The following is a 16824-nucleotide window of genomic DNA, read 5'->3' as shown; positions in this document are numbered from 1 at the left end:
GGTGGTCGCGACACGGTGAAGCCGAGCCGAGCACGGACGCGCGGTGAGGCTCGCGGTCACCATGGTCGTGGGTGACACGGTTCCTCGTCAAAAGGCGCTGGGGCGCACCCCACTCCCACAAAGAACTAGCCCGAACCCACAATCCGTGGGCCCGGGCTAGTGGCGATGTCCTGCGACATCGCAATCAGTCGGGCTGGCGGTGTGCTGGTGCAGGACATCGGAATAGGGTGTCGCGGGTCATGGGAATAGGGGTGTCGCACGAGATCGGTATAGCCGCTGTGGCCAGGCTCGTGGTCTATGGACAACAAGCGACGCCTGGTGGTGACCGCGGTGAACTCGGGCCAGTCTCAGTCCGCCATCGCTCGCCGCTACGGCGTATCCCAGAGTTGGATCTCCAAGTTGATGGCCCGCTATCGGCTCGAGGGCGAGGCCGCATTCGTCCCACGCTCGCGGCGCCCCCACACCACGCCGAGGGCCACCGATGCCGAGGTCGTGGAGCTGATCGTGGCCATCCGCGCCCGCCTGTCGCGTGCTGGCCTGGACTGCGGCGCCGAAACGATCGCCTGGCACCTGGGCCACACCCACCACATCGAGGTCCACCGGGCCACGATCCACCGGATCCTGACCCGCGCCGGGCTCATCACCGCCGAGCCGAAGAAGCGACCGAAGTCCTCCTACGTGCGTTTCGAAGCCGCGCAGCCGAACGAGTGCTGGCAATCGGACTTCACCCACTACCGCCTCACCCGCCCCAGCGGACGCGCCGGCGCCGACACCGAGATCATCACCTGGCTCGATGACCACTCCCGCGCCGTGCTGCACCTGAGCGCCCACAAAGCGATCACCTCCACCATCGTGGCCGCCACCTTCGCCCAGACCGCCCGCGAACACGGCTACCCCGCCTCCACCCTGACCGACAACGGCCTGGTCTACACCGTGCGCCTGGCCAGCAAGAAGCGCCGCGGTGGACGCACCGCACTGGAGACCGACCTGCACCGACGCGGCATCATCCAGAAGAACGGCAAGCCTGGCCACCCCACCACCCAGGGCAAAGTCGAGCGCTTCCAGCAGACCCTCAAGAAGTGGCTACGCGCCCGCCCCGACCAGCCCACCACCATCACCGCCCTGCAAGCGCTGCTCGATGAGTTCACCACCGAGTACAACCACCGACGCCCCCACCGGTCCCTACCCCACCGGGCAACCCCGGCCACCGCCTACACCACCCGCCCCAAGGCCACCCCCGCCACCACACCCGGCGAACCTCACCACCGCGTGCGCCACGACCGCGTCGATAACGCCGGCAAAGTCACCCTCCGCCACGGCGGCACCCTCCACCACATCGGCATCGGACGAACCCACGCCCGAACCCCCGTGATCCTCCTCATCGCCGACCTCGACATCACCATCATCAATGCCGCCACCGGCGAGATCCTGCGCGAGCTCACCCTCGACCCCACCAAGCGCTACCAACCCACCGGACGCCCCCCAGGACCAGCCCCCACGAAGAACTAGCCCGAACCCACAATCCGTGGGTTCGGGCTATTCCGATGTCTTGCGACATCACAATCAGTCGGGCTGGCGGGATTCGAACCCACGACCCCTTGACCCCCAGTCAAGTGCGCTACCAAGCTGCGCCACAGCCCGAAGGCCCGCTGTACGAGCCGGGGTCGAGACTACCGCAGCCCAGGCGCAACCTCCCAATCGCAGCGAGCGCCGCGGGTGGGCCATAGGTCACACTGGGAAGGTGCACCCGCTCGATCAGGCCCGCCGCCGGCTGAACACCGCGTTGATGCAGCGCGTGGCCGGGCCGGACCCGGTCGGCGCCCGCCGGAGGATCCACGCCACACCCGGCCCGCGCTGGTTCGCGCCGGACTCCCCGATCGGGGTGGTGCACGGGGACACCTCGATGTACGTCGGCGGCATCCGCGCACTGCTGCTGCAGGCCCTGCATCCGCTGGCGATGGCCGGTGTGGCGCAGCACTCGCGCTACCGGGAGGACGTCTGGGGCCGGCTGGCGCGCACCGCCACCTACATCGCCACCACCACCTATGCGACGGTCGAACACGCCGAGGAAGCGATCGCGATCGTGCAGGCCGTCCACGCCCGCATCCGTGGCGTCGCCCCGGACGGGCGCGCCTACCGCGCCGACGATCCGCACCTGCTGACCTGGGTGCACATCGCCGAGATCGACTCCTTCCTCACCTCCCATCGTCTGTTCGGCGCCCGCCGCCTCTCCCCCGCCGAGCAGGACACCTACGTCCAGCAGGCCGGCACGGTCGCCGCCCGGCTGGGTGCCGCCGACGTCCCGACCACCGTGGCCGAGCTCGAGGACGCCCTCGAGCGCTACCGGCCCGAGCTCGCCGCCACCGCCGAGGCCCGCGAGGTGGCGCAGTTCCTGCTGCACCGCCCGCCGGTTCCCGCCGCCGTCCGGCCCGGCTACGCGCTGCTGGCACGCGGCGCCGTCGTGAGCCTGCCCGCCTGGGCGCGCGAACCGCTCGGCCTGCCCCATCCCGCCCGCCGCCTCTCGCTCCTCGCGGGCCGGGCCGGCACCGCCGGGGTGCGCTGGATCAGCGGCGCCCGGCTGGAGGGCGACCCGTTCCCGACCACCGACCAGAGCCGAAGGAGCCTGCGATGACCGATCAGCCCCGCCTGCCCGAGATCGATGAGGACTGGACCACCGCCCTGGCCGTCGTCGCCCACCCGGACGACCTCGAGTTCGGCACCGCGGCCGCCATCGCCCGCTGGACCGGGCAGGGCAAGCACATCGTCTACTGCATGGTGACCTCCGGCGAGGCCGGGATCGACGCCCTCGACCCGGCCGAGTCGGGACCGCTGCGCGAGCAGGAGGAGATCGCCTCGGCGAAGGTCGTCGGCGTCGACCAGGTGGAGTTCCTCCGCCTGCCCGACGGCGTCCTCGAGTACGGCGTCGCGCTGCGGCGGGCCATCGCCGCCCAGGTCCGCAAGCATCGCCCGGAGATCGTGATCACCGGCAACTTCCGCGACACCTGGCCCGGTGGGTCGCTCAACCAGGCCGACCACATCGCCACCGGGCGCGCCACGCTCGACGCCGTGCGGGATGCGGGCAATCGCTGGATCTTCCCCGAGGAGCTCACCGACGGGCTCGAGCCGTGGAACGGCGTCCGTCAGGTCTGGCTGGCGGTCTCCCCTCAGTCCACCCACGCGGTCGACGTCACCGCCACCTTCGACGACGGCGTCGCCTCGCTGCAGGAGCATCGCGCCTACATCGAGGGCCTGAGCTGGGAGTTCGACCCGGTGGCTTTCCTCGACGAGCTGTGCTCAGCCGCCGGGCCCGCCCTCGGCGTGCGCCATGCCACCACCTTCGAGGTTCTCGACCTGAACGGCTGAGGGGGAGCGGTAGTGTCGGGCTCGATGAGTGAGCAGCGCGCCGGCATCCTGCACGCGCGGTGGCTCGTGACCGCCGTCGCCCTCGTCAGCGCCGGATCGGGCGTGGCCGCGCTGATCCTGCGACTCCTCTCCCCCGCTGCCTACGGCGAGGTCATCGCCGCCACCGACCTGCGCATCGCCGCGGTCGTCTTCGGCGCGCTGGCTCTCGGCGGTTCGGCCGACCGCAGCCGCCCCCGCGGTGCCGGCCCGCCGGTCGGGTGGCAGCGCGGGACGTTCCTGCTCGGGGCGCTCGGCGTCGTGCTCGGAATGGTCATGCTCCTGGTCAGCGTGCTGGGCTGAGCCTCGCCGGGTCAGCAGTGCGACGTCCTCCGCCCGGAACCTCGTCATCGCTCCTCGCCTGGTGCCGCGTTGCCTCGCTCTGTCGGCTCACGCTCGCCGCCCCCGACGATTCGGGGCAACGCGGGCTCACGCGTCAGCGTGCCCGGCACCCAGCGCCTGCTCGGCCCCCAGCAACAGCACTCCCACGCACCAGGCGTGCGAGAGGCCGAGGATCATGCCCTTCGGCTGGAATGCCGCCGTCTGGTAGTACCGCTCGGTGATCATGCCGCGATAGGCGTTCATCTCCCCGTCCACGCGCGGCACGCACTGGCGGAAGCAGGCCAGGTGCTCCAACGCGCGCTCGGCGTAGTAGCTGTCCCCGAGCGCCTCGGCGAGCTGGAGCATCTCGGCGGTGCAGACCAGGCCGTAGGCGTGCAGGTGCGGGTTCGACGGGGAGGCGTTGTCGGCGCCCCGCCTCGCGAATCCGTACATCCCGAGCGGGGTGCGCGGATCGAAGGCGGTGTTGTAGGTGTAGCGGAAGGTCAGCAACCAGTCCGCGGCGCGGCGGGCCAGGTCCAGCCACCGCCCCTCACCGGTCCGCCGGTGCAGCGCCACGTAGGCGAGCACGGCCGCATAGCCGTCCTCCGAGCTCGGGGCCAGGTCCACATCCTCCGGCGCACCGTAGAGGAACTCCGCCTCGACGAATTGCGCGTAGTACTCCCCCGCACGTTCGGCCGCCGCCAGGTAGCGACCGCCCTCGTCCAGGCCCTGCTCGCCCGCCTCGCACAGCGCTGCGACCCAGGTCAGCCCGGCGGCCCCGGACCAGCTCATCACCTGCCCGGTCTGCATGTGGTGCAGCGTGCCGAGGTTGCCGTCCGCGCGCTGGCGCCCGGTCATCACGTCGAGATTGCCGACGGCGGCCGCGCGCCACTGCGGGTGGCTCGCCCCGGAGGGGCTACCGAGGGCACGGACCAGGAACAGTGCCGCCTCCCCAAGGGTGCGGGCGTGCAGGGCCCCCTTGACCGGTGACCAGGACTGCGCCCACCCGCTTGCGCGGTACCAGGTGCCCCAGAAGGTCCCGCACGGGGCGAGCTCGGCCGTGCAGAAGTCGATCACCCGCTCGGCCGCGCCCACCGCGGCCGCGTCGCCGGCCCGGTACCCGTACCCGAGCAGTGCCTGCGCCCACGGGATACCGCTGATCCAGCCGATGTGCATGGCCTGCCGATCGGTGCCGCCGATACCGCGGTCGAAGCCCATCGTCTCCAGCAGCACGCCCGGATCGGGGTCGTAGTGCCATCGCACGAGCCCTTCGGCGGCGATGTGCGCGGCCTCGGGAATGCTCACCCATGGCTCGATCGGCGCCTCGCCGGCCCAGCGCCCGTGCACGGCGCGCAGCACCCCGGCGTACCCGTGGCGGTCTGCGTCGAGCTCGGCCACCCACGCCGTCAGCTCGTGGCTCTCGCCGGGCTGCCAGGTGTGGCTGGCCTGCTCCGCCGGTGCCGCCACCTGGGAGCCGTCGTAGGAGACCGGGTGCTCGGAGAACGGGAACCGCAGGTGCACCCGCGCACCGGCCTCGTCCGCGGCAAGCCCCAGCCCGGTCATCCCCAGCGGGGAGGACTCCGGGGCCACGAGGGCCACACCGCCGGTCTCGCTCCAGCCGAAGACGGCCGGAGTGGCCGCACGGTCGGCGCGGAGCTCCCACGCCGGGCTCACCATAGCCTCGGGATCGACCGCGCCCAGGGCGAAGCGCGGGAAGGTCCGCTCGCACTCGGCCGGGCGGTTCTCGCCGTAGAACGCGCCCGGGATCAGCCACCACGGATCCTGGCCGCCGGGGCTCCATCCGGCCACCACGGCGCTCAGCCGGACCGAGGCAGCGACGGGCTCCGCTCCGGTGTGCCGCACGGTGACCGTCACCGGGCGCAGTCCGGCGGTACCGGGCTCCGCCACGGCCACCGAGGCCTCGAATCCGTCGGAGGAGCCGCCATCGGCCGTCTCGACGACCACCTCCACGTGCGGACCCGCCATCACTGCCCCAGCGGATGCGTGTTGATCTCGGCGACCGGCCCGTCGGGGAGCGGCCACTCGACCAGATCGGTCTCGGTGACGGCGCCGTCGGCGGCGATCCGGAAGGTACGGACCTGGTGCGGGCCGAAGTCGGTCTCGAGCACCTGCCCGGTGATCGGCAGCTCCAGTCGCGCTCGCGCGGGCCGGCCGGTGGTCTCCACCGCACGCACGATCACGTCGGGCGCACCCCCGCCCCGGGCGTCCTCGGTGATCTTCACGGCGGTGATCATCACCTGCTCGCCACCGTCGGCGGCGAAGGAGCCGACCGGGGCGAGCTCGCCGTCGTGGAAGGACTCCAGCATCGCCCGCACCGGGGCGCTCAGCTCGTTCCCGCGGCGGGTCAGATCCGCCTCGCGCCAGTCGCCGGCGTGTGGCACCAGCAGGTAGCTGAACGTCTGCGCGCCCTGGTCCTGGAAGGAGTAGAAGCCCTCCGGGTCGAGCAGGCGCGGGTCGTGCCAGGAGTAGACGGGGCTGCGCACCGCCGTCACGCCGATGCTCGGGTCCGCGCCGCTCTCGGGCGGGGAGACGTCGTAGCCGTGCTTGGTGGTGGTCACCACGGCAAGACCGGCCCGCTGCCCGCCGCTGTGCTCGCCCCGCAGGCGGCCGCTGACGCTGACCCACTGCTGGGCGGGCTCCTCGGCGCCGTCCACGGGGCGCTCGATCGCAGCGTAGGGGATCTCGTAGGTGGCCTCGGGCTCGTCGAGGGCCACCGGGAAGCGGAGCTTGAGCAGGTGGTGCTCCTCACGCCAGTCCAGGGTGGTGCGCACCTGCACGGCGGTCGCGTCCCGGGTGAGCACGAACTCCTCGATCAGCCGGGACCGGCCCCACTCGCGCTCCACCCGCACGATCGCGCGCACCGGTCCGCGCTCGCGCACCACGGTGCGGGTCACCGGCATCTCCTCACCCGGCCAGGCGTAGGAGACCACCCGGTGGCCCCAGGTGTCGGTGGGGTCGTCACAGACCTGCGTGTGCGGGCCGGTGGCTCCGGCGAGCACATCCGCTCCGGTGCGCTTGTCCAGCAGCGAGCGGACCCAGCCGGTGCCGTGATCGACCTCGAGGCGCAGGTGCTCGTTCTCGACCGCGGTGGCGCCGTCGGACTCGGACACGCTCAGGCCGGCGTCCTCGATCTCCTGCGGTCCACGCAGCAACCGGTAGAGGCGGTACCCGAACGCCGGGATCTCGGTCTCGAAGGCGCACGCGGCCCGGCCCTTGTCATCGGTGGTGGCCACCGACTGCACCTTCTGCGCGGCCACCGGGCGGCCGGCCTCGTCCACCACGTGCACGCCGAGCGGCTGGGCGCCGTACTGCAGCTCGACCACCTGGCGCACCGGCCAGGCGTGCGGGTTGAACACGAGCACCGGCTGGCTGCTCTCGTCGAAGGGAATGTCCACCTTGCGGGCGATCACGTTGTGCACCCGGGTGATGATCCGCTTGGAGATCGCGATCGCCTCTCCGAGCTGGTCCCGGGAGTCCTCGTAGGAGGGTTCGATCGCCGACCCGGGCAGGATGTCGTGGAACTGGTTGAACAGCACCTGCTGCCAGGCCCGGTAGAGGTCCTCGCCGGGGTGCTCCAGGCCGTGCTGCACCGTGCCGACCGCCGCCCACCGCTCGGCGGAGAGCACCGCGTTCTGGGCGCGCCGCTGCCAGGCTTTGATGCCCGAGTGGGCGGAGTAGCAGCCCGAGGCGTGGTGCTGCAGATCGTCCTTCCACACCGGCAGCGCGGCCATCTCGTCGCTGTCGATGCCGCCCCGGCGGGCGATGAACTCGTCGAAGTACTCCCGTGGTGAGCTCATGATCAGCCTTCCGAAGGATCCCATGCGGTCGAAGCGGTGGATGGAGTCGATGTTCGCCCTGGTGGGTCCGCCGCCGTGGTTTCCGACGCCGAACAGGACCATCAGGTCGCCCAGGGAACGGTCCAGCGCGCCGAGGGACTTGTCCGTGTGCCCGGAGACATCCCCGGGCGGGCTGCAGTACTCGTGCGGGATGCGGTAGCCGAGCACCCGCGACCCGTCCGGGGACTCCCACCAGAAGGCCGTGCGCAGGCGCCCGTCCTCGGCGGGCCCGGGGCGCAGGAACATGTAGGTGTCCATGCCCTGCCCGCGCAGGATCGCCGGGATCATGGCGTGGTGGCCGAACGGGTCCACGTTCATCCCCACCGTGGCGGGCTTGCCGAACTTCTCGTCGAGGTAGCGCTGGCCGATCAGGCCCTGACGTGCGAAGGACTCCCCCGTGGGCAGGTTGCAGTCGGGCTCGACCCACCAGCCGCCGGCGTTCACCCACCGCCCCTCGGCCACGCGGGCCCGGATGCGCTCGAAGAGCTCCGGGTCCTGCTCCTCCACCCAGGCGAGCAGCACCACCTGATCGCAGGTGAAGACGAAGTCCTCGTACTCCTCCATCCGGTCCAGGGCGGAGCGGAAGGTCGCACGGGCCTCCTGGTAGCCCTCCTGCCAGGGCCACAGCCACACCGGGTCCAGGTGGGTCGCGCCGATCATGTACAGCGTGCGGTCCACGGTGGCGGGCGGGCGGCGCCCGTCCAGTCCGGCCGGCTGGGCGCCGGAGGGGGCGTTCGACATCGGGGCGGCGGAGGCGTCCGCAGCGTCGCTCATGGGAGAGGTGCTCCTGGGGAGGTGAAGGGGCGGTCAGGTGCGTGCATCATCGAACGTGGCATCGTTCCCACATCCGACGGTACGGGATCGGTCCGGCGGTGGCAACGTCAGATCACGTCCACGAGGGCCTCCGCATGCTGGCCGAGGCGCAGGTGATCGACGGTGACGTCCACGGCGATCCGGGCGCGGCGCCGTCGTGGGCCGGTGGCGGTCACGGTGAAGGTGACCCGGGCCGTGCCGCCCGGGGCGAGCGTGACCGGCTCCGGCCCGACGGCGGTCCACCCCTCGGGCAGCACCGGCGTCAGGTGGGCCGTGGCCTCCTCCCGGAGGGGGTTGCGGACCCAGATCTCGTAGGTGGCGCTCCGCCCGGAGCCCACCGTGGACCGGTAGGGCTCGATCCGGGCGAAGACGCCGTCGGCGCCGGTGTCCAGCTCGGTCAGCGGCAGCAGGTCGTGGTGGATCTGCACCAGTTCCTCGGCTTCGGTGGCCAGCATCTGCAGGTAGTCCTCGGTGACCCAGCGTTCCTGCCAGTGACCGGTGATCATCAGCCCCGGCTCCACCCGCTGGTACAGGGCGGCGCTGTCGCGGTAGTCGGTGATGCGGAATCTGTTGTGGTACTGGTAGTTCCGCGTCTCGCGCGTCTTCCCGGGGACCCCCTGACCGTCCTGCTGGTCACCGGTGACCAGTACCCGCACGCCGTCCACGACGAACTCGAAGGCGGCGGCGAACAGGGTGTGCCCGGGCAGCTCGTGCACGGTGATCTCGTACTCGTGCCAGGTGAAGGTCTCCCCGATCGGGAGCTCGCGGTCGCTCGGGATCGGGTCGTGCCACAGGCACGGCAGGTCGTAGCGCAGCGGGTCGGCCAGGATCGGGGCCACGTTCGCCGGGCTCCACACCTGCGTGCCCTCGACGTCGCGAAGCAGGTTCATCCCCGCCACGTGGTCGTCGTGGTAGTGGGTGGGCAGCGCCACCTCCACCCGGTCGACCGGGTGGTGCGCCTTCAGCCCGGGCAGGCTCGCCAGCCAGGGGCGGCGGGCGGCGCGCTCGTGACCGGGTGGCAGGCCGGTGGTCATGTCGTAGCCGTAGTCGATCACCATCGCCGCGCCGGTCTCGGAGACGAGCACATAGCTGCGGGACTCACTCGATTCGTTGACGAGGAGATGCTCGGTGAGGTTGCGGTACGGGTTCGCCAGCTTCTCCCGGATCCGAGTCGGCTCGGGGCGGCGCTGGTTCACGTACTGCAGCAGCCGGTCCCCGGTGAGCGTGAGCGCCGGGGAGCCCGGGTCCATCACCTCCCCGTGCGAGGGCAGCAGCACGTCCGGTTCCTCGGCGGCGAGAAGGTCGCAGGCGAGCACCGCCATCGTCGGCCCCTCGTTCTCGGTGTAGGACCACTGCGTGGCCAGCAGCGACCACACCTTGCCGGGGCCATAGAGCAGGTCACCGGTGAAGGCCAGCCGGCGACCGCCCGCCTCCACCAGGTAGGTCACCGAACCCGGCGTGTGCCCCGGCGTGGGCAGGGTGTGCACCGTGATGCCGCCGTACTCGGCGCTGCGGTACTCGGGCACGGTCGAGGTGATCGGGACCGGTTCCAGCAGCGAGAACCGGTCGGTGCGCAGGTTGTAGTTGTTGCCCACCTCCCGCGCGGCCCACATCGCGTCCACGTCGGAGAACAGCTCGGCCTCCACCGGTGGCACGTGCACGGCGATGCCGGCGGCGACGGCCCGCGGGAGTCCCTGGGCCTGATCGCGGTGGTGGTGGGTCATCAGCACATCGGTGATCGCCTCCAGCCCGAGCTCGTCCAGCAGGTCGAGCACGCGCCCGGACCCGAAGTCGATCGAGATGCCGGTGCGGCGGCCATCGGTGCTCTCGGCGGCACGGATCACGTAGACGTGGCAGGTGTCGCGCACCCGGAACACCCCGGGTGCCACCTCGGTCACGTCCTCGTGGGGGGTGGAAGGGACGTCGTCGGTCATCTGGCTCTCCTCTCAGCGGGCGAGCACGGCGCCGGCCGCGCGCAGCTGGTCCTGCAGGGCCGGCACGGGCACATCCTGCACCGCCACCGCATCGCGCGCGGCGGCGGCCGCGGCGAAGCCGGCCGCCTCCCCCAGCATCTGGTACTGCGGCTCCATCCGCACCGAGCTGAACGCCAGGTGGGAGGCGGACAGGCACACGGGGGCGATCAGGTTGGTGCACTCGGTCCGCCGTGGCAGCAGGCTCCGGTACGGGATCGGGTAGGCGGGCACGCCGATGGACAGGTATCCCTCGGTGACCGTCATGGCGATCGGGTCGGGGTGCTCATGCGCCCACCGCCAGGTGCGCTGCACCTCGCGGACGTCCAGGTGATACGAACCCAGCGCGATCACGTCCTCGGCGGGTGTGGCGCCGAGCAGGTCGTGGGCGGTGAGCACGTGCTCGCCGAGCATCCGCCGCGCCTCGCGCACGTACAGCTGGTGCGGGAGGTGCTCGGTGTCGGTGAACTCCCCCGCCGGCAGACCCCACCGCTGCATCTCGGTGCGCACATGCTCCGGCACGGCCGGGTCGTGGCTGAGGAAGAACAGGAAATCGCGGGTGTGGTCCAGGTGGTGGGTGCGGATCTGCTCGCGCCGATGCGGCGAGGCGTCCGGGTACTCCCAGGCGGTGCCGTCGAGCACGCTCAACGAGATCGGGCCGAGGGAGTTGCCGTCGGCCATCCCCCCGGGCAGGTTCGGCTGGAGCCCGAGCAGCCTGCCCGCCGCGGGGCTGCCGCCGTGGGCCTGCCAGTGGGCGAAGACCCGGCGGTAGAGCTCCCAGTAGGTGTCGTCGTAGCCCGGGCTCGGGGTGAACGGCACCCGGTCGACCGCGCTGGACAGGCACACCCGGTAGCCGTAGGACATCACTCCGCCGTCGGCCGCCCCCACCGGGACCATCGGCTCGGGCTTGACCTGCGGCAGCAGCGGCCCCTCGACGCGACCGGTGGGGTCGCCGGCGAACGGGGAGATCCAGGCCGGCATGGTGTGCCGGCCCGGGAGAAGCTCCTGCCGGCCCGCATGGGCCTCCCCATAGGTGCTCACCGCGTCCCGTCCGACGGCGTAGCTCACCCCGGCCGCGGCGAGCAGGTCTCCCTCGTAGGAGGCATCGATCACGACGGCGGGGCGCACCCGTTCGCTGCCGTGGGCCGCGTGGGCGCCCAGGTGGGTATCCGGCGGGGCGAGGTCGAAGGTGACCTCGGTGATGGTGCCCTCGCGAGTGGAGGCACCGCTCAGGCGGCGGCCGAAGCGCACGTCCACCCCGGACTCCTCGAGCCACCTCGTGAAGATCGCCTCGGCCACGTGTGGCTCCGGGCCGGCGAAGTGGCCCACCAGCACGCCGTAGTGATCGGCGATCGCCTGCCGGAACCGCGCCGCGGGGCCACCCAGGGCGCGCACGTCACCGACGTCGGTGTAGCCGAGCCCTCCGGAGGTCATCCCGCCCACGTGCCGGCCCGGCTCGGCGAGGACCACCTGGGCTCCCGCACGGGCGGCGGCCACGGCGGCGCACACGCCCGCCGAGGTGGCGCCGTAGACGAGGACCTCGGTGGACGCCGACACCGCGGTCATCGCTCCGGTACCGGCCTGCGGCCGGCTCGATCGCGCTGGTACTGCGCCCAGGTGCCACGGACCAGAGCGTAGTCGTCGTCGGTGAGGAGCTCGCCGCTGCCGTCGATCCGCTCGGCGTAGTACAGGGCGGGCACGCCGAGGTCCGGCTGGGCGGCGGTGTAGCCGCGCCACTGCTCCCGATCCGGCATCGGCCACTGATCGGTGTCCAGTGGGAGGCCCGGGAGGGCTGCGGCGGCGATCCGGGCGCGGGTGCGGACCTGGTCGGCCACCGGCACGAACGTCCCGGCCGGGTCGCGTTCGAGGACGTCGTTGAGCCGCACCATGTCGGTGACGCCGGCGAACAGCGGGTTCGGGGTATGGGTGACGACCAGCGCGTCCGGCCGGACCGTCTTGGTGGCCGCGTACAGCTCGGCCAGCAGCGCGTGCAGGCCGGCGATCCCCCAGGGCGCTCCTGGGGTGCCGCGCAGGTGGTGCCCGGCCGGGGCACGCTGGGTGAAGTCCACCTTGAAGCCGTCGGCGCCGAGCCCGCCGTCGGCCACCGGGGTGAGCAGGTGGGCGACCACACGTCGCAGCCGTTCCCGGTAGGCCGGGTTCGACGGATCGGCGGCCACCGGCCGCCCGGCCGGGTCGAGGATGCACTCGGCGGCCGGCAGTCCCTCGGGGTCCCAGGCCTTCCACCACAGCAGCACCCGTTGACCGGCGGCGTGCCGTCCGGCGATCCATCCCGGCAGGTCCGGCCACTTCTCGGTGTCCACGGCGGCGGTGCCGTACTCGGCCTGCCACTTGTCGTCGATGACCACGGTGCCGGGGGTGATGTCGTGAGAGGCGAGGGTCCCGAGCAGCTCGTCGTAGACGTCCTGGCGGGCCAGCGCCGCGCCACTCACGCCGTCGGCGGCCGGCCCGCCCGGGGGTCCCCAGCGGGCGCGGGCGCACTGGGCGCCCCAGCCGCAGAAGATCGGCTCATGCCACCAGTCAGGCGTGCCAGCGGGCCGCGCCGATGGCTGCGGCGCCAGTCCCGAGTCGACCAGATCGCGCTGGGAAGCGCCGACGCAGTCCCACGGGTCATTGGTGAGTCGCAGCGCGATCTCCGGTGTGGCGAAGGCGCCCTCGACCACGGTGTGGGCGTCGTAGTCGAAGGCGAACCGGAAGCCGGAGTCGAGCGGCTCGTAGCGCCACTCGGTGAAGGTGCACCCCTCGATGCCGGCACGTACCCACGCGCTCAGCCACCGGTCCCGCTCGCCGATCGCCACGGCCAGCGGGGGCGGGGAGAACACGGCGTGCAGTCGCCCCGGGTGGGCATCGCCCAGGATCCCGAGCACGGATGCGGAGGTGGCGGGGCGCTCCCACTGCACCGGTTCGGTCGGGTTCGGGGTGACCATGGATGCCCCGGCGGTGCGCGAGTAGAAGTGGCCGCAGGCGCCGCTGGGCAGCACGGCCGAGCCGCCGAGCACCCGGGCGGTGGTCAGCGTGCCCGTGCCGGTCACCTCGGCACGGATGCGCACGTCGTCGGGGCCCGCGCTGAGCACGACGGCCGCCTCCTGCCACGCGGAGGACGAGCGGCGCACCTCGATCTCGACCCGGTCCGCCTCGACGCCGGGAGTCGTCTCGCGCACCCTCGGTGGCTCCACGCGGAAGGTCTCGTCCGCCGCTCCCACCCGGTCGAGTGAGGCGAACAGGGAGAGCTGGGAGATCTCGGTGCCGTCCGGGGCGTACAGCAGCGCCCGCGGCGGCGTCACGCCGACCGGGTGGACCTCGAGGCGGTAGGCGTCGGTGGCCACCGTGATCACGCCGTCGTGGGTCTGGATCCTCATGTGCGGGCTCCTTCCGGGCGGGCGATGCGGAGGGTGACCACTTGGAAGGGGGCCAGGTCCAGGGTGAGTCGAGCGCCGTCGCGCGCCAGTGGTGCCAGTGCGGCGATCTGCTCGTCCTCGCGCTCCAGCAGGTCGGTGACCATCGCCTCACTCATCACGCCCTCGGCCACGGTGAGCACGGCGCGGCCGCGGCCCCCGCGTGACTCGTACAGACGCAGGACGAGGTCCCTGGAACCGTCGTCGGCGAGCTTGACCGTCTCCAGCAGCACCGGGCCCTCGTCCAGGCGGACCAGCGGGTCCACCGGGCCCGAGCCCAGGCGTTCCCGCAGTGGCCGGCCGGCGGCGTAGCCGGCCCGGATCGCCTCGGGCAGGTCGGCGCCACAGACCAGCCGGTAGCGCAGCACGTGACGGCCCTGGTCGGTCTGCGGGTCCGGGTAGCGCGGAGCCCGCAGCAGCGACAGCCGCACGGTGGTGGCGCCGGCGCCGTGGGCCTCGCCCGGCCCGGGGCGGGTGGCCTCGTGGCCGTAGGTGGTCTCGTTCGCCACGGCGACGCCGTAGCCGGGTTCGCCCACGTGCAGCCATTTGTGCGCCGGGACCTCGAACTTCGCGGCGTCCCAGGAGGTGTTGGTGTGGGTGGGGCGCTGCACGTGCCCGAACTGGGTCTCGGCCGTGGACTCACGAGCGTGGACGTCCAGCGGGAAGGCGACCTTGAGGATGCGCTCGCGCTCGCGCCAGTCCACCTCGGTGGTGCACTCGATCGACATCGAGCCGGCTGCCAGGGCGAGGTGCTGGACGTAGGTGGAGTCGCCGTCGGAGCGGGTGATGCGCACCTCGGGGCGCGCCGGGTCGGAGGTGTCCAGCTCGAGCCGGTCCACCCCGGTGAGGGCGTGGCCGGAGTGCCGGTAGAACTCGTCCAGGTCCCAGGCGTCGAACCGGTTGGGCGTGTCGGGGTGCAGCCAAAGCACATTGCCGGGGCCGGCGAGGACCTCGCGGCCCGCGCGGTGGTCCCAGACGGAGGCGAGGGTGCCGTCGGCGCCGATACGCACGCCCAGCAGCCCGTTGTCCAGGTGCACCTCGCCGCCGGAGGCCACGGCCTCGACGGCGGTCGTGTCCCTCCGGCGAGCCGCCGCGCCGTGGGAGGGGACGCCGTCGTGGGCGTGCGGGGTGGCGTTGAACGCGAGCGGGACGTCACCCGATCCGGCGAGTGCGTCCAGGGCGGTGCCGATGATCGTCTCCAGCTGCGCGGTCAGGTCGGCGTAGCGCTGGCGGGCCTCGCGGTGCACCCAGGCGATGGAGGAGCCGGGCAGAATGTCGTGGAACTGCAGCAGCAACACCTCCTCCCAGAGGCGCTGCAGCTGCTCGGCCGGGTAGGGGGCGCCGCGGCGCACGGTGGCCGTGGCGGACCACAGCTCGGCCTCGTGCAGCAGGTGCTCGGTGCGGCGGTTGCCCTCCTTCATGGCCCGCTGGCTGGTGTAGGTGCCGCGGTGGAACTCCAGGTACATCTCCCCCGACCACACCGGGGCGTGCTCGCCGTACTCGGCGTGGGCGTCGGTGAAGAACTGCTCCGGGGTCTCGATCCGCACCCGCGGGGCGCCGTCCAGGTCGGCCAGCCGGCGGGCCGTCTCGAGCATCTCCCGGGTCGGCCCGCCGCCGCCGTCGCCGTAGCCGAACGGCATCAGGGAGCGGGTGGCGCGGCCGTTCTCACGGAAGTTCGTGGTGGAGCGAGCCAGTTCCTGGCCGTTGAACTCCGAGGAGTAGGTGTCCGAGGGCGGGAAGTGGGTGAAGACGCGGGTGCCGTCGATGCCCTCCCACCAGAACGTGTGGTGGGGGAAGGGGTTGGTGGAGTTCCAGGACATCTTCTGGGAGAGGAACCAGTCGAACCCGGCCAGCCGGGCCAGCTGGGGCAGGGAGCCGGAGTAGCCGAAGGAGTCCGGCAGCCACACCTCGCGTGACTCGGTGCCGAAGTGCTCGGCGAAGAACCGCTTGCCGGCGGTGAACTGGCGCACCAGCGCCTCGCCGCCGGGCAGGTTGGTATCGGACTCCACCCACATGCCGCCCACGGGGATGAATGTGCCGGCGGCGACGGCCTCGGTGATCCGGTCCCACACCTGCGGGTGGTGGTCGCGCATCCAGGCGTACTGCTGAGCCGAGGAGCAGGCGAAGAGGAACTCCGGGTACTCCTGCGCCAGCGCCACCACATTGGAGAACGTGCGCGAGCACTTACGGATCGTCTCCCGGACCGGCCACAGCCAGGCGGAGTCGATGTGGGCATGCCCCACGGCACTGATGGAGTGCGCGCTGGTCCGGGCACGGTCGGCCAGCACGGCGGCGAGCTGGGCCCGGGCGGCGGGGGCGGAGGTGGCCACCCGGTCGAAGCCGCCGGCGTCGATCTCGTCGACCATCCGGTCCAGCGCCTGGCGCAGCTCGTGATGGCGCGGGTCGCTCTCGGGTGTGGTGATCGCGAGCTGGTGCAGCAGCCGGGCCTCGACGAGGAGGTGGTATACCTCGGGTTCACGCAGCGCGAGCTCGGCGCGCTCGAGCCGGTACAACGGCTCGTCCCCCGCGGTGTCGAGATCCCCGAGGGTGGAGACGGTGCCGTCGAAGCGGGGGTTGGAGGCGGCTTCGAGGTAGATCTCGAAGGAACCGTCGGAGGCGATCGGGGCGCCGTGGGTACCCCCGACCGGGACGTAGGCGGTGCGCGGCTCGACAGCCTTGAGGATGGTGCCCGCCGCGGTATAGGCCAGGCCCTCGGAACGGAAGCCCGGCCCACCCGACCCGAAGCCGAGATCGACCAGCAGCTCGATCCGCTGCTGGTCGGCCTGGGCGAGCATCGGCGCCGGAACCGTCCCGGTGAACCGGAACCAGGTGGTGCCCCAGGGCCGGCCCCACTCGGACCCGACCGCGAACGGGATGAACGCGCCGGCCACGCCCTCCGCGAACGGCGCGGGTTCGCCGGGCAGCGCGTGTGCCTCGACGGTGACCGGGGTGCGGTAGGAGTGGACGGCGGGGGTGATGCGCTCGGCCAGCGCGCGCGCGACGCGCGCTCCGACGTCGGTGATGGTGCGATGCATGAGACCTTCCGGGGTC

10 protein-coding genes and 1 tRNA gene are annotated in these 16824 nt (G+C 72.3%); 4 read left to right on the top strand and 7 right to left on the bottom strand.

Going from position 1 to position 16824, the window contains the following annotated elements; genetic code table 11:
- Positions 1-297: 297 nt before the first annotated feature.
- On the top strand, positions 298-1509 hold the full coding sequence (locus LQF12_RS07875; protein WP_231055405.1) for an IS481 family transposase: 1212 nt from the start codon (positions 298-300) through the stop codon (positions 1507-1509).
- Between the two features lie 58 nt (positions 1510-1567).
- Here the strand turns inward: LQF12_RS07875 and LQF12_RS07870 are convergent.
- Positions 1568-1641: transfer RNA gene (locus tag LQF12_RS07870), tRNA-Pro, on the bottom strand.
- Between the two features lie 100 nt (positions 1642-1741).
- Here LQF12_RS07870 and LQF12_RS07865 point away from each other — a divergent pair.
- The 3 genes from LQF12_RS07865 to LQF12_RS07855 are packed head-to-tail and all read left to right on the top strand — an operon-like array spanning position 1742 to position 3702.
- On the top strand, positions 1742-2632 hold the full coding sequence (locus LQF12_RS07865) for an oxygenase MpaB family protein (protein WP_231055404.1): 891 nt from the start codon (positions 1742-1744) through the stop codon (positions 2630-2632).
- Positions 2629-3363 carry a PIG-L deacetylase family protein gene (locus LQF12_RS07860; protein ID WP_231055403.1) on the top strand — a complete coding sequence of 245 codons (735 nt, stop codon included), beginning with the start codon at positions 2629-2631 and terminating at the stop codon, positions 3361-3363. Before LQF12_RS07865 ends, LQF12_RS07860 begins: the two co-directional genes overlap by 4 nt.
- Before the next feature lie 24 nt (positions 3364-3387).
- Positions 3388-3702 carry a hypothetical protein gene (locus LQF12_RS07855; RefSeq protein ID WP_231055402.1) on the top strand — a complete coding sequence of 105 codons (315 nt, stop codon included), beginning with the start codon at positions 3388-3390 and terminating at the stop codon, positions 3700-3702.
- A gap of 126 nt (positions 3703-3828) precedes the next feature.
- On the opposite strand, the gene LQF12_RS07850 is transcribed toward LQF12_RS07855, so the two are convergent.
- From LQF12_RS07850 to LQF12_RS07825, 6 genes are all read right to left on the bottom strand, one after another.
- Complete coding sequence (locus LQF12_RS07850) at positions 3829-5706, bottom strand: YyaL domain-containing protein (RefSeq protein WP_231055401.1); 1878 nt, start codon at positions 5704-5706, stop codon at positions 3829-3831.
- Entirely contained in the window at positions 5706-8351 is a 2646-nt protein-coding gene (locus LQF12_RS07845; RefSeq protein ID WP_231055400.1) for an alpha-mannosidase, read from the bottom strand. Before LQF12_RS07845 ends, LQF12_RS07850 begins: the two co-directional genes overlap by 1 nt.
- A 107-nt stretch (positions 8352-8458) precedes the next feature.
- A complete protein-coding gene (locus tag LQF12_RS07840; protein WP_231055399.1) occupies positions 8459-10324 on the bottom strand; it encodes an MBL fold metallo-hydrolase in 1866 nt (621 codons plus the stop codon).
- 12 nt (positions 10325-10336) lie between these two features.
- Positions 10337-11926, bottom strand: coding sequence for an FAD-dependent oxidoreductase (locus tag LQF12_RS07835; protein WP_231055398.1), 1590 nt, complete (start codon positions 11924-11926; stop codon positions 10337-10339).
- The gene (locus LQF12_RS07830) at positions 11923-13737 is read right to left on the bottom strand and encodes an alpha-amylase family protein (RefSeq protein WP_231055397.1); all 1815 of its coding nucleotides are present in this window, start codon (positions 13735-13737) and stop codon (positions 11923-11925) included. The genes LQF12_RS07835 and LQF12_RS07830 overlap by 4 nt, the downstream gene beginning before the upstream one ends.
- Complete coding sequence (locus LQF12_RS07825) at positions 13734-16808, bottom strand: alpha-mannosidase (RefSeq protein ID WP_231055396.1); 3075 nt, start codon at positions 16806-16808, stop codon at positions 13734-13736. The genes LQF12_RS07830 and LQF12_RS07825 overlap by 4 nt, the downstream gene beginning before the upstream one ends.
- Between the last annotated feature and the right edge of the window lie 16 nt (positions 16809-16824).

The sequence above is a fragment of the Ruania suaedae genome (assembly GCF_021049265.1).
GTDB classification, from domain to species: Bacteria; Actinomycetota; Actinomycetes; order Actinomycetales; family Beutenbergiaceae; genus Ruania; species Ruania suaedae.
The sequence above is the reverse complement of the archived record's forward strand: the minus strand, read 5'-3'. Positions and strand labels throughout refer to the sequence as shown.